At 66.1% G+C, this 20,131-nt stretch carries 19 protein-coding genes; 7 read left to right on the plus strand and 12 right to left on the minus strand.

Features of this window, described 5'->3' with window-relative positions; translation table 11 throughout:
• Nucleotides 1-49: 49 nt before the first annotated feature.
• Nucleotides 50-352, minus strand: coding sequence for a lycopene cyclase domain-containing protein (locus NED97_RS09450; protein WP_252490440.1), 303 nt, complete (start codon nt 350-352; stop codon nt 50-52).
• 103 nt (nt 353-455) lie between these two features.
• Here NED97_RS09450 and NED97_RS09455 point away from each other — a divergent pair, with 103 nt between their 5' ends.
• On the plus strand, nt 456-1,613 hold the full coding sequence (locus tag NED97_RS09455) for a CBS domain-containing protein (protein WP_252490441.1): 1,158 nt from the start codon (nt 456-458) through the stop codon (nt 1,611-1,613).
• Nucleotides 1,614-1,684: 71 nt separating this feature from the next.
• On the opposite strand, the gene radB is transcribed toward NED97_RS09455, so the two are convergent.
• On the minus strand, nt 1,685-2,425 hold the full coding sequence (radB, locus tag NED97_RS09460) for a DNA repair and recombination protein RadB (RefSeq protein ID WP_252490442.1): 741 nt from the start codon (nt 2,423-2,425) through the stop codon (nt 1,685-1,687).
• Between the two features lie 105 nt (nt 2,426-2,530).
• On the opposite strand from radB, the gene NED97_RS09465 reads away from it, so the two are divergent.
• Nucleotides 2,531-3,295 carry a hypothetical protein gene (locus NED97_RS09465; protein WP_252490443.1) on the plus strand — a complete coding sequence of 255 codons (765 nt, stop codon included), beginning with the start codon at nt 2,531-2,533 and terminating at the stop codon, nt 3,293-3,295.
• Nucleotides 3,296-3,306: 11 nt separating this feature from the next.
• Here the strand turns inward: NED97_RS09465 and NED97_RS09470 are convergent, their stop codons facing one another.
• From NED97_RS09470 to NED97_RS09480, 3 genes are read right to left on the minus strand one after another with little or no spacing between them, the layout of a single operon-like run.
• Nucleotides 3,307-4,014 (minus strand): DUF2270 domain-containing protein, encoded by a 708-nt coding sequence (locus tag NED97_RS09470; RefSeq protein ID WP_252490444.1) that lies wholly within the window; start codon nt 4,012-4,014, stop codon nt 3,307-3,309.
• Nucleotides 4,015-4,060: 46 nt separating this feature from the next.
• Entirely contained in the window at nt 4,061-4,207 is a 147-nt protein-coding gene (locus tag NED97_RS09475) for a hypothetical protein (protein ID WP_252490445.1), read from the minus strand.
• Between the two features lie 35 nt (nt 4,208-4,242).
• Nucleotides 4,243-5,208 (minus strand): DUF1616 domain-containing protein, encoded by a 966-nt coding sequence (locus NED97_RS09480; protein ID WP_252490446.1) that lies wholly within the window; start codon nt 5,206-5,208, stop codon nt 4,243-4,245.
• A 331-nt stretch (nt 5,209-5,539) separates the two neighbouring features.
• Here NED97_RS09480 and NED97_RS09485 point away from each other — a divergent pair, with 331 nt between their 5' ends.
• Entirely contained in the window at nt 5,540-6,439 is a 900-nt protein-coding gene (locus NED97_RS09485) for a hypothetical protein (RefSeq protein WP_252490447.1), read from the plus strand.
• A gap of 4 nt (nt 6,440-6,443) precedes the next feature.
• Complete coding sequence (locus NED97_RS09490; RefSeq protein WP_252490448.1) at nt 6,444-7,343, plus strand: proline dehydrogenase family protein; 900 nt, start codon at nt 6,444-6,446, stop codon at nt 7,341-7,343.
• 27 nt (nt 7,344-7,370) lie between these two features.
• Here the strand turns inward: NED97_RS09490 and NED97_RS09495 are convergent, their stop codons facing one another.
• The 5 genes from NED97_RS09495 to NED97_RS09515 all read right to left on the minus strand — a co-directional run bounded on the left by NED97_RS09495 (nt 7,371) and on the right by NED97_RS09515 (nt 13,298).
• Nucleotides 7,371-8,900 carry an oligosaccharide flippase family protein gene (locus tag NED97_RS09495; protein ID WP_252490449.1) on the minus strand — a complete coding sequence of 510 codons (1,530 nt, stop codon included), beginning with the start codon at nt 8,898-8,900 and terminating at the stop codon, nt 7,371-7,373.
• 115 nt (nt 8,901-9,015) lie between these two features.
• Nucleotides 9,016-10,035, minus strand: coding sequence for a peptidoglycan bridge formation glycyltransferase FemA/FemB family protein (locus NED97_RS09500; RefSeq protein ID WP_252490450.1), 1,020 nt, complete (start codon nt 10,033-10,035; stop codon nt 9,016-9,018).
• A 166-nt stretch (nt 10,036-10,201) separates the two neighbouring features.
• Nucleotides 10,202-11,023 carry a DUF4350 domain-containing protein gene (locus tag NED97_RS09505; protein ID WP_252490451.1) on the minus strand — a complete coding sequence of 274 codons (822 nt, stop codon included), beginning with the start codon at nt 11,021-11,023 and terminating at the stop codon, nt 10,202-10,204.
• The gene (locus NED97_RS09510) at nt 11,020-11,298 is read right to left on the minus strand and encodes a hypothetical protein (protein ID WP_252490452.1); all 279 of its coding nucleotides are present in this window, start codon (nt 11,296-11,298) and stop codon (nt 11,020-11,022) included. Before NED97_RS09510 ends, NED97_RS09505 begins: the two co-directional genes overlap by 4 nt.
• 125 nt (nt 11,299-11,423) lie before the next feature.
• Complete coding sequence (locus NED97_RS09515) at nt 11,424-13,298, minus strand: hypothetical protein (RefSeq protein WP_252490453.1); 1,875 nt, start codon at nt 13,296-13,298, stop codon at nt 11,424-11,426.
• A 367-nt stretch (nt 13,299-13,665) separates the two neighbouring features.
• Between NED97_RS09515 and NED97_RS09520 the strand changes: the two genes are divergently transcribed.
• Nucleotides 13,666-15,003 (plus strand): twin-arginine translocation signal domain-containing protein, encoded by a 1,338-nt coding sequence (locus NED97_RS09520; protein WP_252490454.1) that lies wholly within the window; start codon nt 13,666-13,668, stop codon nt 15,001-15,003.
• Here the strand turns inward: NED97_RS09520 and NED97_RS09525 are convergent.
• On the minus strand, nt 14,990-16,204 hold the full coding sequence (locus NED97_RS09525) for an ATP-grasp domain-containing protein (protein WP_252490455.1): 1,215 nt from the start codon (nt 16,202-16,204) through the stop codon (nt 14,990-14,992). The two genes, NED97_RS09520 and NED97_RS09525, sit on opposite strands and share 14 nt — an antisense overlap.
• A 377-nt stretch (nt 16,205-16,581) precedes the next feature.
• Here NED97_RS09525 and NED97_RS09530 point away from each other — a divergent pair, with 377 nt between their 5' ends.
• On the plus strand, nt 16,582-17,499 hold the full coding sequence (locus NED97_RS09530; RefSeq protein ID WP_252490456.1) for a hypothetical protein: 918 nt from the start codon (nt 16,582-16,584) through the stop codon (nt 17,497-17,499).
• A gap of 31 nt (nt 17,500-17,530) precedes the next feature.
• Here the strand turns inward: NED97_RS09530 and NED97_RS09535 are convergent, their stop codons facing one another.
• Entirely contained in the window at nt 17,531-18,286 is a 756-nt protein-coding gene (locus NED97_RS09535; RefSeq protein ID WP_252490457.1) for a sulfite exporter TauE/SafE family protein, read from the minus strand.
• Between the two features lie 674 nt (nt 18,287-18,960).
• Here NED97_RS09535 and NED97_RS09540 point away from each other — a divergent pair.
• Complete coding sequence (locus NED97_RS09540) at nt 18,961-20,007, plus strand: hypothetical protein (protein ID WP_252490458.1); 1,047 nt, start codon at nt 18,961-18,963, stop codon at nt 20,005-20,007.
• Nucleotides 20,008-20,131: the final 124 nt, after the last annotated feature.

The following is a 20,131-nucleotide window of genomic DNA, read 5'->3' on the forward strand; positions in this document are numbered from 1 at the left end:
CGCTGACACACCGTTGAAACGATCGCGAACGCCGCCGGCTTCGGGCGCGTCACTCTTCGCCGAAGATCGTCTCGTGGAAGCCGATCACGAGTCCGGGCACGACGGCCATGAAGAGGTGTTCTTCGAGCGGAATGCCGGCGACGTCGATACCGGTCCGGAGTTTGATGTCGAAGACGCCTACCGCGAGGGTGTACCGGTCCCAGACGTAGGCGATCGGGTAGAGCGCGAGGATCGTCACGCCCGCCTTGCGAAGCGCGTTCGCGCGTCGAAGCAGGAGGGCGGCGACGGCTCCCCAGAACAGCTCCGTCACGAGGTACGTGTATCGGCCGAAGACGCTGATATCGGGCACCATATTCCCCATACGGCGTCTATCACAAAAGTACGCCGACGGTCCCCACCCGGCAACACCGTGCGGTATGTTAAATACGCCGGCGTGAGTACGTTCGGTCCGTACGATGAATATCGCTGATATCGCCACGAAGGATTACATCGAAGTCGACGTTGGCAAGCGCATGGGGAAGGTCCGTTCCACGTTCGAGGACGGCAACCCCAAGGGGATCATCGTCACCGACGACGGAGCATACGAGGGCGTCATCAGCGAGCGGGAGGTCCTCCAGTCTCACGTCGAAGACGACGCGAAGGTGGCCGCACTAATCAAACCCAGCCGAAACTCGCCGGCCCCGAAGATCGACCGGCAGGAAGACGTCCGAGAGACCGCTCGGATGCTGATCGAGAGCAACGCGAAGGTCGCACCGGTCTTCGAGAACGACGAACTCTGGGGCGTCATCACCGACGACGCCATCCTCGAGGCGGTCCTCGAGAACCTCGACGCGCTCACCGTCGAGGACATCTACACGTCCGATCCCGTCACGCTGCAGGAGGGCGACGGGGTCGGCAAGGCGATCAATCACCTGCGAGAACACGGCATCTCGCGGCTGCCGATTCTGAACGAGAACGGGTTCCTCACCGGCGTCGTGACGACGTACGATATCGCCGACTTCGTCATTCGCGAGAACCACTCGACGACGACCGGTGACCGGGTCGGAGACACCCAGCGGCTGCTCGACGTCCCGATCTACGATATCATGACCAGTCCCGTCAAGACGACGACGCTCGACGCCACCGCCCAGGAGGCCGTCGAGACGATGCTCGAGGAGGACTACGCGGGGCTGATGGTCACGCCGGAGGACGACGCCCGGGTCGTTATCGGCGTCATCACCAAAACCGACGTGCTGCGGGCACTGACGTTCACCGAGGAGGAGCACATGGACGTCCAGATCACGAACATCTCGATGCTGGATACGATCACCCGGGAGGGGATCGTCGAGAGCATCCAGGACGTCTCCGAGAAGTACGCCGACATGCAGGTGATGCACGCTCACGTCCGCTTCAAAGAACACAAGGAGAAGCTTCGGGGCACGCCGCTGGTTCAGTGTCAGATCCGCCTGCGGACCAACAAGGGTCAGGTCGCCGGCACCGGCGAGGGGTACGGCGCCGAGAACGCCTTCCGCGTCGCGCTGGACAAACTCGAGCGCAACGTGCTCGAACTCAAGGGCGTCACCAGCGACGAGGAGTACCGCGGCCAGCTGCTACGGAAGTTGAACGAACTGTAACCGCGTAACCGAACTGCTGCCGTCTCGCGTTTTTGACCGAGCCGTTCGTTGCCGCGCGATCGACCCAGGAGTCAGAACTGCGTCGTCTCGTCGCCCCCCTCGAGTCCCGTCTCCGTGATCCGGAACTGGACCGAGCCGCCGACGGACTTCGAGCGGTGCTTCTCGAGGGTTGCGCGGCGATTCCCACCGCGGAAGCGCTCGATCCGGATGACGGTCCCGGTCCAGTGCTCTAAGGTGTTGCCGCCGAGCGGGCGCGTTCGATCGGAGTCGGGATCGGCGAACACCTGGTTCGTGAGGACGACCGCGAGCTCGTGTTTGCGCGCGAGCGAGAGCAGGTGCGTGATCTGGCGGGCCACGCCGCGAAGCGCCTCGCCGTCGTCGCCCTCGCCGGTCCGCTCGAGGCGATAGAAGCCGGTTGCGCTGTCGAGGACGATCAGCGACGCCCGTTCGGCGAACTCCTCGGCGTCGCGGACGGCCTCCTCCTGTTCGCCGAAGTCGAGCGCGTCCTCGATAACGATCCGCGAGGCGACCGTCTCGAGGTCGTCCGTCTCCCCGCTCGATCCCGACCGTGCGCCGCGCTCGTCGACGCGCGCGTCGAGCAGTTGCTGGAACCGATCGACCGAGACGCCCTCGGTGTCGATGTAGACGGCGGTCTCTCCCGCGGCGGCCGTCTCGACCGCCGCCGAGAGCGCGAGATTCGTCTTGCCGGCGGCCGGCGGACCGTACAGCTGCGTGACAGTCCCGCGTTCGAACCCCCCGTCGAGTAACTCGTCGACCGGCGTACAGCCGGTCGGAATCGGCTCGTCGTTCACGGGTGGTATTGGCAGGTTACGAGCAAAAACCCCCCGAAATCAGTCGCGGTTCGATCGGGAATCGATTCGCGTACGTTTATTCGAGCCGGCGACGAAGGGCGTGGCGTGATCGTCGTCGCCACGTCAGATTTCGAGGTGTACCACGGCGTCGTCAACGAACTCCGCGACCGCGGATCCGCGTTTACGACCGTCGAACCCGGTGATCCGCTCCCGGACGAGACCACCGTCGTCGTCACCGGGACGGACCACGCCGACGACTTCGCGGGCGTGACGACCATCGTCGCCGACCCCGAACAGCCGCGACGCGCCGTCGACCAGGCTCTGACCGCCGTTCGTGGCGACGGCGGACGGACGATCATCGGCGTCGATCCGGGCCGAAAACCCGGTATCGCCGTCCTGGCGGGTGACATGGTCGTCGCCGCGTTCCAGGTGCCGCTGTCCGACGCCGTCGACGTCATCCAGCGCGAGACCGACGAGGCCCCCTCGCCGGTCGTCCGGATCGGCGACGGCTCTCGCCTCCAGAGCGCGACGCTCGTCAACGACCTCGAGGACGTCCGCGTCGAACTCGTCGACGAGACGGGGACGACACCCTACCTCGGAACGGGATCGAGGGGGATGGGCGACGTCCTCGCCGCGGTGAACATCGCCCGTCTCGAGGGCGAGGAGATCGACACGCGCGAGATCGAACCGACGGCGGGAGAACTCCAGATGATTAAAGATCGCGCGCGCGAGCAGAGCGAGACGAACCGTGCGATCGACGAGATGCTCGCGCGCCGCGTGGCCGCGGGCGAGTTGACGATCGACGAGGCACTCGCGGAGCACCGGGGCGACTCGAGCGAGGGCGACGATTCGGATGCGGACGGAAGCTAATCCTCCGCGTCTCAGTTCTTCCACTCACCCGGCTCCGCGCCGTATACCTCGCCCTTCGCCTGCCGGTCGCTCGGCCACTTCGCGATCGCGAGAAGGGCGAGGTAGAACACGGCTAGGAGTCCGACGACGACGACGCCGTGGATTCCCGGGAGCTCGGCCGCCTCGCTCCACTGCGCTTCGGGGGTGAACAGCGTGACCTTCGCGACCCACGCGACGCCGAGGACCGCGAACAGGAGCCCGTAGATGCGCCGAACCCGCCGGGACAGCGCCTCGCGTGCAGTCACCTTGAACGTCGGATGCCGGAGGTCGTTGCCCAGTTCCTCGCGCCACCGCGAGTGCTCGACGCCCGACGGCTCGAGTGCGTTCGCGAAGACGTTCTCCTGGAAGAAGCGGACGCGAGCGCGGTAGAGATCGTAGAACCGATACCGTCGGACCTCGTAGGAGAGGAAGATACACAGGATCACGATACCGACCAGCAGCAGGTATGCGGGCATGTCGGGGCTCGAGAACACCACGGACAGCAGCGCCGCGATGACCGTGATCGCCCAGTTCGTCGTCTGGTCGATCCGGTCCTGTGAGCTGGTCGCCTGACTGACCTCTCCCCGATAGTAGTGGGGAAGTGCGGAGAGAAGCGCCTCCGCGTCGTCCGCGATTTCGGCAGCGATCTCCTGGTCTTCCGGCTCCAGAGGACTATCGGTGTGTTCGGCGTCACTACTCATGCGTATACTATCGACGCGCACGGAGATAACCGCGCCAGCCGCACAGTCACTCGAACGGCGTCAGCCGCGCCGCGTGGACCTCTTTCCGGCCGTGGAATACCGCTACAAGACGAAATTCGGCGATACCGGCTGCGGTCGCCGACGGCGCTTTCGGTGTCGAAGGCACGACCGGTGAGACGACGGTCGCTTTCATCGAACGGAACTCCACCCGACGCGCTGCCCTCGGGGCTAGGCGTCGGTCTCCTCGCCGCTGACCGCCAGGGAGACGTGGGCTTCGGCGGAGTCGGCCGACGGCTCCGCCGGCACCTCGTCCGGATACAGCAGCCAGACGAACCGGGCGTCCGCGTCCGTCGTCGGCTCGAGGTCCTGTTCGTACGTTTCGGTCTCGCCGTCGTCGACCGCGACGTCGAACCGGTCGAGTTCGCGCTGGTCCGCGACGGTCCCGTCGTCGAGTTCCTGCTCGAGCGCGACGACCGTGTAGCTCCTCGGCTCGGATTCGTGGTTGTCGATCCCGACGAGGACTGACTCGGTCGTTCCCGGTTCGAGCACCGGTGTCTCGGACTCGTCCGTCAGCAGATCGCCGTCGGAGTCGAGCAGCGAGATCGCCGAGAAGCCGTCTTCCTCGTTCAGTTCGGGTCCGTAGCCGGCGTGATGGTCGGCAATCGCGAAGCCGACTGCGCCGACGGCGATCACAACCGCGACGGCGAGCGAAAGCGTCAGCGCGAGGTCGGTGACGCCGCTGGGTCGGAGCGCAGCCGTTCTCCGTCGCAACCACTCCCGGTACGGCACGCGAAGCCTGTCAGCGGGCGGAACCGCCCGTCGACGACGAACGGCGACGGCGGTTATCGCCACGGTGACGAGCGACACCGCGATCAGCGTCGGTCCGAGCCGAATTCCCCAGGGCGTCACGTTCATCGCCAGTCCGACCGTCGATACCACGATCACGCTCGCGACGACCGAGAGCGAGAGGCGGTCGACTCCGTCGACGACTCGCTCGCGGTTCGGAAACAGCGCGGCGACGACGACGTAGCCGGGGACGAATAGAACGAACGCGAGTCCGACGGGGACGCGAACGGGCGTTTCGCGGATCGCCGGTACGAACACCGCGACGTTGACGAGTCCGGTTACCAGTACCGCGGCGGCGAGATCCGCCGGCAGCCCTCGAATCGATTCGGACGGTTCGTATGACCCCATCGACCCTGTGCTTCCACGTTCGACGAATAAAACCCGTTAGTCGTCGCTCCGAACGGTCACCGGCGGGTGAACGAGCCGAACGTCGGGGACGCGACGCGTACGCGGCTCGAGCCGCTGATCGATCGAGCCGCGCTGCCGATATTCCCTCCCGTCGAGAAATATCGGGTTACGCCGATCGTCGCGCGGAAATCCGGCGTTATCCCCCCACAGTTTCAAACGCCCGTTCGATGTACTCTCGGCGGATGTCTCGCGTGTCGCACGTTTCGATGCTCGCTCGGTTCTTCCGCCTCTCGCGGAGTGCCGCCACCGAAAGCCGTATGAAGAGGTGCCTATGACGACCGATCTCGACGACGACGGCGCCCCGACGATTCGCAAGGGACCGACGGACGACCTCGTCTCGAGCGACGACGGACTCGAGGCGCACCTCGGTCGGGACTCCAGGTACGAGCGCGACGACACCGTCGCTCGATCGAACCGGAACCGAAACACGGCGCTGGGATTCGCGCTGGTCGGCGCGATCAGCTTCGTCGCCGGCCTCGCCGTCCCCGACGGGCGGCAGGTCCTGTTCGCGCTCGCGGGGATCGGCGGCTTCGCCGCGGTCCTCACGCACTCACTGGCGCCCGGACGGGTCATCGAGGTCCGAGACGCGGCCCGAGTGTACGAGACCTGTGCGGGTAATATCACCCGAACTGCGGCCGAAATCGGAAGAACGGACGACCGGCGTTACGTCCCGGACGCCGGCGACGGCACCGTTACGATTCGGCTGTTCGTCCCTACCGCTTCCGGAGGCGACGGATCCGGCGCGACCGGTAGCGCGCTCGAGGACGGTTCGGGTCGGGAGGGACTGTTCCTCGAGCCGACCGGCGCGTCGTTCGTCGGCGAACTCGAACAGACGCTCGGCGGCGAACTCGCGGACCGTCCCGAGCCGCTGGTCGAACAGTTGACCGCCGCGCTCGCAGAGCGGTTCGAACTCGTCGGTCGCGTCGAGTCGCTCGTCGACCTCGAGGCCGGACGCGTCGACATCGCGGTCTCGGACGGCGCGTTCGGCCCCGTCGACCAGTTCGACCATCCCGTCGCCTCGACGCTTGCGGTCGGTCTCGCGACCGGCCTCGAGCGACCGGTCGACGTCGCGGTCACCCCGGAGACGGATCGCGGGGAGTGGCTCGTGAGCTGTCGGTGGGAACGCGAAGAGAGCGCCAGCGACGCCGGCGACAGGAGTCGTCGCGACTGAGCGCATGATTCTACCCGTCGCGAAGCGGTTCGTCGCCGGCGAGACGGAAGCCGAGGCGCTCGAGCACGTCCGCCGGCTGAACGAGCGCGGCATCTGCGGGATGGTCAACAGGCTGGGCACGCACCACGACAACCGACGGCGAGTGCGCGCCGACGCGACGGCGTACCGAGAACTGGTCGCGGACATCGGCGACACCGGCCTCGACGGCGAGGTGTCCGTCAAGCCGACGCAGCTCGGACTCGACATCGGCGAAGGCGTATTCCGGGACTCGCTGCGGGACGTCCTCGAGACGGCGCGAGAGCGCGACGTCTTCGTCTGGCTGGACATGGAAGAGCATACGACCACCGACGCGACGCTCGACGCCTTCGAGACGTTCGCGCTCGAGTACGACTCCGACGGAACGCGATCCTCGTCGGGCCGACGGTCCGACGGCGGGATCGGGGTCTGTCTTCAGGCCAACCTGAAACGAACTCCCGAGGACGTCGAACGGCTCGCCGGGCTTCCCGGCAAGGTCCGGTTCGTTAGGGGCGGCGCCTACGACGAGCCGCGCGCGATCGCCTACCGGGACCCGGAGCGGATGGATCGGGCCTACCGGGACGTCCTCGAGTACGCCTTCGCCGCCTTCGACGACGGAGTCGCCGTCGCGACGCACGATCCCGCGATTATCGAGCACGCGCGCTCGCTGCGCGACCGGTACGACACGCCGTTCGAGATCCAGATGCTGATGGGCGTCCGGTCGGACGCGCAGGACGAACTCGCCGACGAATACGACGTTCGGCAGTACGTCCCGTACGGAACCCGGTGGAAGCGGTACTTCCTGAATCGGGTGACGGGAACCGACCACACGTTTCGCTTCGTCCTGCGGACGCTGCTCGATCGGGACGCGTTCTCGAGACCCTACTGAGCCGCGAGCCGTCCGCACGGTCCGGCCCTACTCGTAGACCTTCGGGAGTCGATCGACGAGCACGAACAGGCGGCGCTCGAGCCGGGCCGGAACGACCCCGATCCCGTCCACGAGCTCGGAGAGTTCCTCGGCCGTTAACGCCCCGGTTACGATCGCCAGCGTCGCGTACACCGCCGCGCCGAGCGGCGGCACGACGACGAGCGCGAGGATCGCCGAAGGGAGCACTACCGCGACCGGGACGATCACGGCGGCGGTTACCCCGCTCGAGACGAGGACCGGTCGCCATCGGACTCCGGCGAGCGGTCGGTACCCCAGATAGCGCGCGGCCAGCGACTGGAAACCTACGAGGCTTCCGTACCCGATCGAGGTCGCGACCGCTGCACCGGCCATCCCGTACGCCGGAATTAGCGCCAGGTTGAGGACCAGGTTGACGAGCGAACAGCCGCCCGTCGCGACCAGGAGCGGTCGCAGGGATCGTCGTCCCTGGTTGATCGCGAGCGTCGGCCGTGCGACCGCGAATCCGACGACGCCGGGCAGGAGCAACAGCAGCGGCGTGATCGACGGCTCGAACGCAGTCCCGAGGTAGAGCGGGACGAAGTCGGTCGCGAGCGCGGCGACTCCGACCGCGAGCAGCGTCGTGAACAGGAAGACGTACCGGGTGGCTCGATTGGCCTGTCGATGGATGGCCTCGAGGTCGCCGCTCGCCCAGAGGTTCGAGATCCGCTGCAGGAGGACGAGTTGGACCGCCGTCGGCGCGAGCCAGAGGAACTCGGCGATCGAGAGGGCGCCCCTGTAGTAGCCGACGGTCTCGTCGGTCGTCCACCGTTGCAGGAGGATCACGTCGACGTGGTAGAGCGAGTTCAGGAACAGGAAGAACAGAATCGTACTGCCGAGATAGCCGACGATCCCGCGCTTGGGCAGGTCGATGCTCGGCGGCGAAACGAGCGACCGAAGCGGGATCGACTGGGCGATGAAGACCAGCGCGAGCGCGAACGCCGCCGCGCTAGCGACGATGTGGCCGACGAGGACCCCCTCGACGCCGAGCCCCGCGTAGACGAGCGCCAGCGCGACCGTGACGAACAGCGTCTTCTCGACCACCTTCAGCGGCTCCGAACGGGACTCGCGCTCGAGTCCCATCAGAGTCCGCAGATTGTGGTACGCGAGCTGGCTGGCGACCGCGTAACCGCCGAGCAGGTAGAACAGCGACGTGAAGGGGCCGCCGAACGCCCGCGCGGCGAGGCCGGTCCACGCAGCGACCCAGAAGGCGGCCCCGACGAGCAGCCCGAGACCGAGCGCCGGCCAAAACACGTAGCCGTAGACGGCCGCCTGCCACGCCGGATCGGACCGCTCGGAGATGTACTTGCGAACCGCGTCGCTCGTGCCGCCGATGACGACGATGTTGACGATCCCGAAGATCGAGAGGACAAGCGCGTACTGCCCGTACTCCGTCGGCCCGAGTAATCTGACCAGCGCCGGCGTGAAGAAGAAGCCGGCGAGGACGACGAAGAGCTTCGAGGCGACGACTAACCGTACTGCAGAGGAGAGCGAATCGGCCATGGAAACCCGTCGAGACCAACGCGTGCAGCGTACTTAATCCGGGAGTGGATTGGCTCTCGATCGTGTCTGACACGCTCGCCGATACGTTTCGACGCCCGGCTTTTGCTTCCGCGTCCTACGTCCGACCGAACCGCCGGGAAAGCGTTCGACCGAGGTTCAGCGCCGACAGCGCCGGTGCCGGCCGTCCCCGTTCCCAGAGGAGCAGCGGGATCGGCTGCGCGCCGAAGTACTCTTTGAAGCAGAACACGCCGTTTCTGAAGTCCGGCGTCGAGCCGCGGAGGTCGTACGTCTCGTAGCCCCGGTCGATCGCCCACCTGATCGCGTGCTCGTGGAGCAACTCCGGCGCGTGGTACTCGAAGTGGTCCGCTGTGACGGCCGTGTAGAGGTGCTGGACCGACGACTGTTCGTCGTCCGTGATGTACAGGTACGTGCCGCGTCTCGCGCCGTCGGCCCGGAGCGAAAAGATCGCTATCCTGTCCTCGACTCGCTCGAGTTCGGTCAGAAACGAGTACGGAACCGCGTCCATCCCGACGCGGTCCATCACCCTCGTGTAGTCGTCGTAGAAATCGGACAGCACCGCGTCGGTCAGCGGTTCCTCGACGACCTCGAACTCGCTTTCGCGGCCGCGTCTGATGCCACGACGGCGCTCGCCGTGCATTTCCTCGACGATCGCGTTCCAGCCGCGGGTGAGATCGAGCACGAACCGACACGAGTGGACGGCGAGTTCGTAGCCGCGCTCCCTGAGCGCGTTGTGGTAGCGGACGAACCCCTGATCGTAGGTCCGAAACTGGTTGAACAGGACCCGTCCGTTACAGCGGTCGGCGACGCCGTCGAGCAGGAGTTCCAGCGCCCGCTCCTCGTCGGCCATCGCGACCGGGCCGCCGTAGCCCGGTTCGATCGATTTCAGCTGACCGACCGGTCCGAGCTCGGTGACGAAGTTCGGGAGGACGGCGATCGGGTTCCCCTTCTTCGAGACGAGGACGTGTCTCGGCTCGCGGTCCGTTCCCGCCTCGACCGCCTCGAGCCACTCGTAGCGATGGAAGACACAGCCGAGTTCGGACTGTTTGATGACGTTGTTCCACTGGTTCCGATTCACCGCGTCGATGCTATCTATGTGTTCCACTTCGAGGGACATCTGCGAGACCTCGGCGCGTGCCGTTCTCTCACCGGCGTCCTCGAAGAAATAGCTTTGGAGCGTCCGCCGGATATGCTCGGGTTTCTCCTCGCCAGCGGGAACGGTAACGGCGAATTACGATGAGTCGGCTCTATCGCTCGGCGGGCGCGGGCCCGCGAGCCGGGAGTCAGCGTAGCGAGCCCGCGCGGTCGAGGACGGCCGAGTGCAGTCCCGAAAGCGGCGGCGGGTCGTCGGCGCCCGGCGAGAGCGCGACGACGCGGTCGGCGTCGGCGGAGACGTTCGCGAGGAGCCGCGCGTTGTCCTCGCGCTCGAGCATTTCGTTGGTCGCGAGCGTCGAGTCGCCGACGACGATCACGGTCCCGTCGCTGACGGCTTCGACCGTCGCGACGGGGTGCGAGGCGGGGCGCTCGTCTTCCCCGAGCGTCGCGTCCGGATCGTCGACGAGGTAGCTGAATTCGCTCGTGTTCGCGAGCACAGTCGCGCCGTTTGGCTCGACCGCCGTCGCGCGGTTCAGCGCCAGCCGATCGACGTCCGCGGTCAGCGCGTGGTCCGCGACGGACGTCGCGATCGGTCGCGCCGGCCCGCGGTCGTAGTGGCGGTCGTCCCGGAGCACCTGGCCGTCGAGTCGGGCCTCGGCGCCGACAGCTGAGAGGGCGGTGTTCGCCTCGGGCGAGTCGGCGACCACCACGAGCGTACCGCCGTCCCGGACGAACGCCTCGGCGTCCGCCTCGTCGCCGTCGGTCGGCGGCGACGCGATGGCGACGGTTCCGTCGGGCTCAAGCCCGTCGTATCCCGCGGCCGCCTCGTACTCGAGGCCGGGTTCCGACTCGATCTGCTGTCGGAGTTCGCTGGTACCGTCGCCGCTCGGGTTGTACGGATCGTGGGCGACGGTCGAGGTCGAACCCGCCCAGCCGATCGCGACGAGGACGACGACCGCCAGTGCAACGAGCGCGAACCGCGGGCGGTCGACGTCTCGATCGGCGCTCACGGAAGCACCCCTGGCGCGAGTAACTGAACGGTGCGGACGGCGACGACGACGACGGCGCCGGCAATCGCGACGACGGTAATTCGGCGGAGCCGTCTCCGCCAGCGCGGGTCGACCTCGGCGGGAATCAGCAGTTCGTTCAGAACTACGAATCCGAGCACTGCCAGCAGGAAAAACGCGCCGGGGGAGAACTCCCCCAGCGCGACGAGCGCGAGCAGCGCTCCGAGCAGCCAGACGACCTGCAGGCGAACGTACCGGCGGCGCCGCGGCGTTGACATCGACGGCAACCGTTCACGAGCACGTCCGTAAACCTAGCCGATGGTATCGGTCTCGAGTACGCGGTAACGCGGTTTTACGACCGATTCGAGGACTGTACTCGCGTCGGAACCGATCGAGACGCGGCTCAGGAGTGCAACGACACCGATCCGGAGTCGTACACCCGATCGCGGTCCTCGAGCGCGTCTCGCGGGAGGTTCGACTCGTCGACGTACTGCGTGAACTGGAGGGGCCTGTCCTCGAGTTCGTCCTCCCGGACGAGGACGGCGTCGTGGTCGTCGAACATGGCGTCGCCCTCGGCGGCGTCGACCACCGAACACAGCGAGCCGTGGAACGCTCCCATGTACCGACAGGCGATCCGGTCGGTTCCGATCTCCCCGCGGTAGCCGTCGTCGACCGCCGCGAACGACTGGCGCTCGTGGTCGGAGAGGTAGAACGTGTAGAACGGTCGCTCGACGATCGGATTGTCGGAGGCGGTGAGCTCGTTCGAGACGGCCGTGAAGGTGAACAGCGACAGGATCAGCAGGAGGACGAGAAACGCTGCCAGCCCGCCGCGCCGGAGCAGTTCGTACAGCCCGTAGCCGCCGGCCAGCGCGACGAACGCGAAGCCGTAGTGGCCGAACCGGTCGACGTTGACGCCGGCCACCGCGTCGAGCAGGAGCACCGGGCCGGGGAAGACGAGCGGGACGAGGAGGATCGCCACGACGCCGACGGCCGTCGTACGACCGCTCGGCCTCCGGCTACCGTTGCGGACGACGTCGGCGCCGTCGTCGCCGCCGTCCGCGCACGCCGGCCGCCGTCCTCGCTCGAGCAGGAACAGGAACCCAAGGAGGACGAAGAAGAGGACGAACCCGTAGGGAACGAAGTTCGCGACCTCCACCCAGGGGCTCGTGATCACGCCCTCCGGGACCGCCGACTCCGTCGGCTCGAAGAGCACCGCGTAGATCGTTCCCGCGATTCGCGTGACGACGACCTCCGCGGCGTACAGCCAGTAGAGGCTCGTGAACAGGAACGTCACGGCGAGGACGTAGCTGCCGACGATCGGCTCCGACCGGGTGATCGTCCGCTCGGTGAGCGCCACGAGGGCGAGGATCGCGAGCACGAACGGGATCGTCACGGGGTGAGCGACCACGATCGCCGCGACGAGGCCGACGGTCAGGAGCCGAATCCCCGCGGTCGGGCGACTCAGGAGCGCGAGCAACAACGCGAGGAAGAAGATCGAGGCGACGCTGCGCGGGATCGAGTACATCCCGTAGAAGAGGTACAGCGGGAACGAGATCGCCACCAGGCTCGCCAGGAGGGCGTACTTCTCGTCCGGGTGGAGTCGGTGCGCGACGCCGTAGGTGAGACCGACGCCCGCGGCGAAGATTCCGCCGGAGAGGAGGTACATCGCGGTGTACGGCGCGATCCAGCTGCCGAAGACCAGCGAGACGAACGCGGTGTAGACGTGCCACAGCTGGAACGAGTCGTAGCTCGGCAGGAGCGTGGACGTCCGTCCGGTCTCGAGGATCGACGTCGCTATCGAGATGTGCGACGTGAGATCCGTGTGGCCGACGAAGAGCCCGTAGTTCAGGGTGACGCTGTAGATGACGAGCAGGACGGTGACCACCAGGTGATAGAGCGCGATTGCGCGGCTCGTTCGGCCGATCGGCGTCGTCGCTGTTAGCAGGAAACAGCAGAGGTAGAGGAGCGAGGCGCCCGCGTAGAACGCGTACGGACGAACGTCGGTGGCGACCAGCACGAGGACCAGTGCGCCGAGTACGAAGTGAAAAAGCGCCGACCAGACCCGCCAGTCGACCCGGGCCGGTGGCGACCAGCTGCCGGCGTCGGTGCGCACTCCTCGAGCGACGATCGGGGCCGCGATCATCGGAACGGCGACGTACAATCCCAGTATCGACAGGTTACGGAATTCGAGAAGGAGCGGGACGGCGACCCCGAGAACCGCGGCGACGACGAGCGCGACCGAGAGCGGTCGGGACACGTCGAAATCGGTTCGGATCACGGTCGCCTCCGTCTCCGTCGATCGGCCCGACCGGTACGAGCCGCTCGCGCGGCGCGACGCGTTCGGCGTCCGGCGCTCGAGCCGGTCGTTCCCGTCGGGCGGTTCTGCATAGTCGAGGGTTCGCTATGCGAGCCACTGCGAAAAACGTTACAGCACGTTCAGCCGATCCGACGAGTCCGGTGACGCCCGTCGCGATGTGACGATCGAGCTCGGTCTCGGACGTCGGATCCGGTCTCGCGATCGGACGACGCGTCCGCGGGGCCGGCGGTAGATCGAGATTACCGCCGTCGTCGTCCGCGGACAATGTCGCGCTTCTCCGCGTGACGATATCGAACCCTATAGAACGCCTGCGACGTACCTCGGCGAGATGGATCGTCGAACCGTCCTGAAGACGACCGGTGCCGTCGCAACGACGGTGCTGTTAGCAGGGTGTTCGGACGACGCCGAACCCGACGATTCCGACGAGCCCGATGAGTCGGCGGAGTCCGACGAGGCGCCCGACCATAACTCGTCCGAGGACGACGAGCCGGAGGGGTTCGAGGACTCGCTCGCGGACCAGGTCGACGAGGACGACGAGGGGGTCGACGTCGTCCAGATCGACTACGACGAACTCGACGAGCCGACCGACGTCTACCGGGTCTGGTCGGGCGACCCGACCACGTTTTCGTTCGTCGATAACCACACGTTCGACGGGGAAACGGCACTGCGCTGCGATATTCCTCGAGGCGGAAGCGACGGGAGCAACGCGGCGTACTGGTTCCCGGAGAACGGGTACGGACAGCCGCTCGAGGTCCGCCAGCGGGCGATGGTTCGACTGGGCGACGACTGGGCGATGGAGGCGGGCGACGTCTGCCGGTTCTGGTGTCTCGGCCTGAACACGGAGGCGGGAATCCAGGGCTCCGGCGGTCGCGGACGGCCGTCCGGAAACGACGGCTGGTCGAGCATGCTCGCGCTCACGAACCGGGAGAGTCGATCGAACGGCGAGTACAAGCTCGCCGCTTACACCTACCACCTCGATCAGCCGTGGACGAGCGGCGAGTTCGAACTGACCGACGCGCGGGTGCCGGCCGACGAGTGGTTCGCGCTCGAGACCGAGGTCGTGATGAACTCGATCGACGACGACGAGGCGGTACACGACGGCGAGGCTCGCTGCTGGATCGACGGCGAACTCGCCTACGAGCGAACCGACTTTCGCTGGACGACGATCGAAGAGCAGGCGGTCGAGTACGCCGGCCCGCTGGTGCGGTACGGAGGCGGTGAAACCGCGCCGGCAGACCTCGCGATCTACTACGACGAGCACGAACTGCTCGCCGACGACATTCCCGACATTCCGCCGTACGACCAGGATCCGCACTTCGAGGACCCTGCGAATATGGACGCTTACGACGGGCGCGTGACCTACGTCAACGGCGACGGGACCGCGACGTACCGCTTCTACGTCGACGGCGACGTCGTTCACACCGACTGGAGCAACGTCGACGGCCACCAGGCGATGTACAACGACACCGTCGACATCACGCCGGCTGACGCCTCCGAAAGCGGCTACGCGATCGTCGAGGCGACCGCGGAGCCGAACACCGTCGACGGCTACCTCTTCAACGGCGAGTTCGTCGCTATCGACGCCGATCCCGATCCCGTCGAGCTGTGGGTCTCCGGGGAACAGGTCGAACCCGTCGACTACCCGCCGTCTCCTACCGACGCGTGAAGGGAACGGGTTCGCGATCGGGAGACCGGGAGAGTTCGACGGTCGGCAGCTTGCGGACGAGTCCTGCCGGCGGCGTCAACCACGCGCCCAGGTCCGACCGATCGACGTCCCACGAAACCCCCGGCTTTGCGATCGCTCGCAGACACTCGAGCAGTCGCTCCTCCTCGCGGTTGCAGGCGTAGTAGTACAGCTCTCGAAGCGGGAACACCATCTCGCCGTCCGGTCGCGGCGACCGGGCGGGTAACCGATCCTCGAGGCCGAGCGCCGTCGCGACCATCGTCGAGGCGAACCGGTAGCCGTGCGCGCTCGCCAGCGCGTACGACGCCCAGAACTTCGGATTGATCTCCATGAGCACGAGTTCGCCGCTCGCTCGGCGCTTGAACTCGACGAGCGCGACGCCGTGCCAGCCGAGCTCCCGGAGCAACTCGGCGGCCGCAGCCTCGAGTTCGGGGTCGCGACACAGCCGGAGGTGGGTTCCGCTGCCGCCGCGACGCGGGACGGACCGCAGTTCCTCGTGGGCGACGCGGAGTTCGATCTCGCCGTTGCGGACGAACAGCCCGCACGCGTACGTCGGCGACGGGCCGGTGATACACTCCTGTACGAGGACGTCCCCCGTCGGCGCGACGGCCTCGAGACGGTCGTAAACCTCCCAGAACCGATCCGGATCCGCGACGCGAGCCGTCGTCTCGCGGCCGCCGCCCGCCTCCCGCCGCGCCTTGAGAAAGACCGGGAACGCGAGGGTCTCGAGCGATCCGGTCGGCCGGCCCCGAGCGTCGACCTCCTCGACGAGCCGCGAGTAGTCCGTCGGCACGTCGATACCGAGCGCGGCGGCCCGCTCCATCGTCGCCGCCTTGTCAGCGGCGACCTCGAACGCGTCGGGGTCGGGGAGACGGACGGACGCGAACGACGGGAGGTCGTCCCGGACCGACTCGAGGACGGCCGCCGACTCGTAGCCGACGGGGAGGACGAACTGCGGGCGGTGAGCGCGGATCACGGCCCGCAGCGCCTCGAGATAGCCGGGATCGTCGGTCGACGGGATCGTGACGGCGACGTCGCAGTAGTTCGACCGAAGCAGCCGGCTGTACCGCATCGTTCCCGCGCCGACGATCGTCACCCCGAGATCTTCCGACAGCTCCTGCGCGATCACGAGCGCGGTCGGGTAATCGCCGTCGAGAAGCAGCACCCGCGGCCCCGTTCGCATGCCACGTCTCCCGTGATCGCGGGTGAAAAGCGACGCCGATCGTCTCGCCGATCCGCGGCAAGTAATCTCGATTTTCTCCGTCGAACGCGGCTCGTCGAGGAGGCATCTCGTCACCATCCGTCGTCCCTCGTCGCCGCCGCTCGAGGCGGGACGACCGCGTTCGGCGGTCGGAGCCGACCGTCGTCGCGGACAACGAAGAATTAGCGGCGGTGAACGGCGTGTTGACTCCGGTAACACTCGTTTGGAACCGGTCTATTTAGACGCCGCGATCGGGTCAATCACTTTATGGTATCGCTCCACTCCGAATCACTTTCGGGATTGTTTACAGTCTTCCGAAAGAGAAAATTTATGTCGGTAGTCCCCTGTTACCCGGCCGTATGGAACGAGAGCACCCGGCTCGAGAACGGACCGACACGGAGCACAGCGACGGATTTCGCGGGAGTAACGATCGCGTTCTCGGCCGGCGATCGTACCTGAAACTCACCGGCGGGGCGATGGCCGCGCTGGGAGTCGGAACCGGTGGGAGCGCGACGGCCGCCGGCGACGGGTCGGAGGCAGCGGTGATCGACATCGACTACGACGAGTACGAGGACCCCGGCGAGGTGTACGACGTCAACGACGTCCGCGGCTCCTACACTCCCGAGTTCGTGACCGACCGGCCGACGCGCGACGGCCGCTCGCTGCGCACGGAGTTTACGGGGAACTCGAAGATCGCCAACTGCGAGTACCGGCTGCCGGAGCAGGTCGGCGAGTATCAGGACGAGGTGTACACCCGGTTTACCGTCCACCCGGAGAACTTCGATCTCGGCGCGGACGACACGGTCCGGATGTTCTGGGCCCCGCTGACGAACGGCGACGGCTCGTCCGGTGGCGGCTCGGCCGGCGGCACGAACGGCTGGTCGAACGCGATCGGCTTCGCCAACCGGAACGACTCGCCGGCGCCGGAGGGGTACAAATTCTTCTCGTACTGTTACCACATGGACGGCTCCGGCGACTTCCAGATGACCGACGCCGTCGTACAGATGGACGAGTGGAACGAGATCGAGTGTCACGTCAAGGTCAACTCCTACGACGGCGGCTCGGCCAACGCCGACGGCGTGATGCAGTACTGGGTCAACGGCGAACTCGCCTTCGAGGATACCTCGATGCGGTTCACCACCAGCGACGACAACCGGATCGAGACGGTCGGTCCGCTCGGCTACATGATCGGCAGCGGCGGCGGTGCGCTCTACTACGACCAGCACCAGATCGCCCTCGACATGGGCCGCGAGGAGGCCCGGAGCGCGCTCGAGTAACGATACTGCCACAAGGGACACGTCGCGATCGTCAGATCACCAGCGAGGCCGCCAGGCCGAGGAGCGCGACGCCGAGTGCGAGTTTGAGTCGGCCCGCGTCGAGTCGGTGAGCGAGCCACCAGCCGAGTCCGACGCCTCCGAGGTACGCGCCCGTGATCGGAACGAACAGGGCGGTGACGATCGCGTCGAGGAGCAGGTAGTTGAGCGTCGTGAACAGCGCGGTCGCCACGACGACGACCTGCGTGATCGCGATCGTCGCGAGCATCGGCACGCCGACCAGCACGAGCGCCGGCGCCGAGAGCGCCGCGCCGCCGATTCCCAGAAGCCCGCCGGAGACGCCGATCACGAGTCCGACGCCGACGAACCCGGCGGTGTCCCACCCGCCCCGCCCGAGTTCGACGCGGGGCTCGAGGTCGTGGTACTCCCGGTAGACGATCGTCCCGCCGACGACCGCGAGCAGCGCCGCGAGGACGAGGCCGTACAGCCCCCGCGAGAGGTAGGCGTTCAGGCGCACGCCGATCCATGTCCCGCCCGCGGCGGCGCCGCTCACGACGCCGGCGATCCACCAGTCGATCTCGCCCGAGCGCGCGTAGACGAGACTCCCCAGCACCGCGCCGACGGTGAAGATGGCGCTCGAGGTGCCCGCGACCTCGGCGCTCGAGAGCGACGTCGTGAGATAGAGACCGGTGACGATGAGGATCCCGCCGGGGCCGATCGTGGCGACGATCACGCCGCCGACAAAGGCGAGCACGACGAGCGCGACCAACACTTCGGTAGCGACGACCACGTGTCTCGGTCGGCCGTACTCGCCAGACGCGGGTACGGGTTCACCTTGCTGGCCAACGGTCGGTTCGGCTGTCGAGTGTTCGGGACTGGACTATCCACGTTGCGGTGGCGTGTGCTGGATGACGGCGAGCGGAGCGAGGCGCGAGCAGCGCGAGGGCCTCGAAAAGCGAATAGTGCGAGACCAGAGGTCTCGCATACCATGCGAACGGACGCGTAGCGTCCGTGAGCAGACGGTGACCGCGGGGAACCGCGAGTCGAGCGAGCCGTCATCCAATACCGCGCGAGGGATGAGCGAGCGAATCGGGTGGGGAGGACGCGGAAACCCTTGTTGCCAGCGTTAGTCGCGTACTCGAGTAACCGCATGGAACTTCGATCGGCACGCACCCCGTTCGATCGCTACGTATCGACCTCCCGCTCCGGATCGGCGATTAACTCGAGAAGGCCACGTTACGTACAGGTCAAGCAGGTAACGGAGTAGCAATCGAATTCACTGATGACTGTCAAGATTGCCGTGCTACGGAGGATGTATGTATCACGGTGAGTCCACTAGTTCAATCCACACCAGACTGATCCTCCAGATGAGGGACCAGCTTACTATGACTGAGCGCTGCTGCCGTCCAGATTCCTGATCGAACCACCTAAACCTCTCACTCTTCGATACGGAATATTGCCATCATGGATCGGTCGAACAGTGAGTCGGGCTCCGGCGATACGATGCAAGAACGGGAGAGTGAACGCCGTCTCAATCAGTGGATACTGTTGGAGGCAAATCGCTGGACTATCGTCGGCCTCCTCTCGCTGGCAGTATCCATCTCGCTCGTCCTGCTCGCCATCGCCAGTCCTGCTCCCGTCAGTGAGCTTCTGCAACTCGAAGCGCCGGTGGATACTGCTTTCCAGGGACTCATCGCCGGTATCATTACTAGCGTCACTCTCGTGCTAACGATCAACCAGTTAGTGTTATCCCAGGAGCTCGGTCCTCTGGGCCAACAGCGTGACCGAATGCAAGGTGCGATGAATTTCCGCCAAGACGTAGAGGCAGAGACGGAGTTGGCTGTGAGCCCGACGGAAGCATCCGCATTTCTCCGAGCACTCGTTGAGGCTACCGAACGGAAAGCGGTGGCGCTCCAGGACACTGTCGGTGACAGCACTGACGAGGAAGCCGTCGATGAGATCACCTCCTACGTCGACGATCTAACCGAGAATGCCCAAGAGGTGAGCGAGCAATTAGCGGATGCACAGTTCGGAACGTACCAGGTCCTCGGAGCGGCGCTGGATTACGACTATTCGCGGAAGATACACACTGCCCGGCAGATCCAGAGCGATCACTGTGATGCACTCTCGGACGAGACAACCGGAACACTCGACGATCTCCAGGAAGTGTTGGAATTTCTGGGACCGGCGCGTGAACACTTTAAGACGTATTACTTCCAGTGGGAACTGATCAACCTCTCCTACGCGATCCTCTTCACTGCAATCCCGGCACTGATCGTCGCGTTTACGATGGTACTGTTCTTCGATCCCGAACTCGTGTCGGGAACGATCTGGGGAATGGAGAGCGCGCTCCTAATCGTCTGTCTCGCAGTAACTCTCGGTCTCATGCCGTTCATGATACTATTCGCCTACATTCTTCGGATCGCTACCGTAGCGAAGCGGACGCTTGCGATGGGGCCGTTTACCCTTCGCGAAAGTGGAGAAGCAGAGGAGATTCAGTGGGAGGAGTAGTCCGGCCAGCGGCCGACGGGCCTACCGTGTGCACTAGGGCCATCTGTTACAGTCCAGGTAACTGATCAGTGGTCATTCTGGCCACAGTACTGAGTATCTCTATTCAATGCTCGGGTGCAGACTC

The sequence above is a fragment of the Natronococcus sp. CG52 genome (genome assembly GCF_023913515.1).
GTDB lineage: Archaea > Halobacteriota > Halobacteria > Halobacteriales > Natrialbaceae > Natronococcus > Natronococcus zhouii.

Excerpts from the sequence above, each read along its gene's own strand:
- NED97_RS09495 (WP_252490449.1), bottom strand. The coding sequence starts at position 8,900 with ATGGCCGATTCGCTCTCCTCTGCAGTACGGTTAGTCGTCGCCTCGAAG.
- NED97_RS09500 (WP_252490450.1), bottom strand. The coding sequence starts at position 10,035 with ATGTCCCTCGAAGTGGAACACATAGATAGCATCGACGCGGTGAATCGG.
- NED97_RS09510 (WP_252490452.1), bottom strand. The coding sequence starts at position 11,298 with ATGTCAACGCCGCGGCGCCGCCGGTACGTTCGCCTGCAGGTCGTCTGG.
- NED97_RS09525 (WP_252490455.1), bottom strand. The coding sequence starts at position 16,204 with ATGCGAACGGGGCCGCGGGTGCTGCTTCTCGACGGCGATTACCCGACC.
- NED97_RS09540 (WP_252490458.1), top strand. The coding sequence starts at position 18,961 with ATGGATCGGTCGAACAGTGAGTCGGGCTCCGGCGATACGATGCAAGAA.
- NED97_RS09485 (WP_252490447.1), top strand. The coding sequence starts at position 5,540 with ATGACGACCGATCTCGACGACGACGGCGCCCCGACGATTCGCAAGGGA.
- NED97_RS09470 (WP_252490444.1), bottom strand. The coding sequence starts at position 4,014 with ATGAGTAGTGACGCCGAACACACCGATAGTCCTCTGGAGCCGGAAGAC.
- NED97_RS09455 (WP_252490441.1), top strand. The coding sequence starts at position 456 with ATGAATATCGCTGATATCGCCACGAAGGATTACATCGAAGTCGACGTT.
- NED97_RS09475 (WP_252490445.1), bottom strand. The coding sequence starts at position 4,207 with ATGAAAGCGACCGTCGTCTCACCGGTCGTGCCTTCGACACCGAAAGCG.
- NED97_RS09450 (WP_252490440.1), bottom strand. The coding sequence starts at position 352 with ATGGTGCCCGATATCAGCGTCTTCGGCCGATACACGTACCTCGTGACG.
- NED97_RS09490 (WP_252490448.1), top strand. The coding sequence starts at position 6,444 with ATGATTCTACCCGTCGCGAAGCGGTTCGTCGCCGGCGAGACGGAAGCC.
- NED97_RS09520 (WP_252490454.1), top strand. The coding sequence starts at position 13,666 with ATGGATCGTCGAACCGTCCTGAAGACGACCGGTGCCGTCGCAACGACG.
- NED97_RS09530 (WP_252490456.1), top strand. The coding sequence starts at position 16,582 with ATGGAACGAGAGCACCCGGCTCGAGAACGGACCGACACGGAGCACAGC.
- NED97_RS09480 (WP_252490446.1), bottom strand. The coding sequence starts at position 5,208 with ATGGGGTCATACGAACCGTCCGAATCGATTCGAGGGCTGCCGGCGGAT.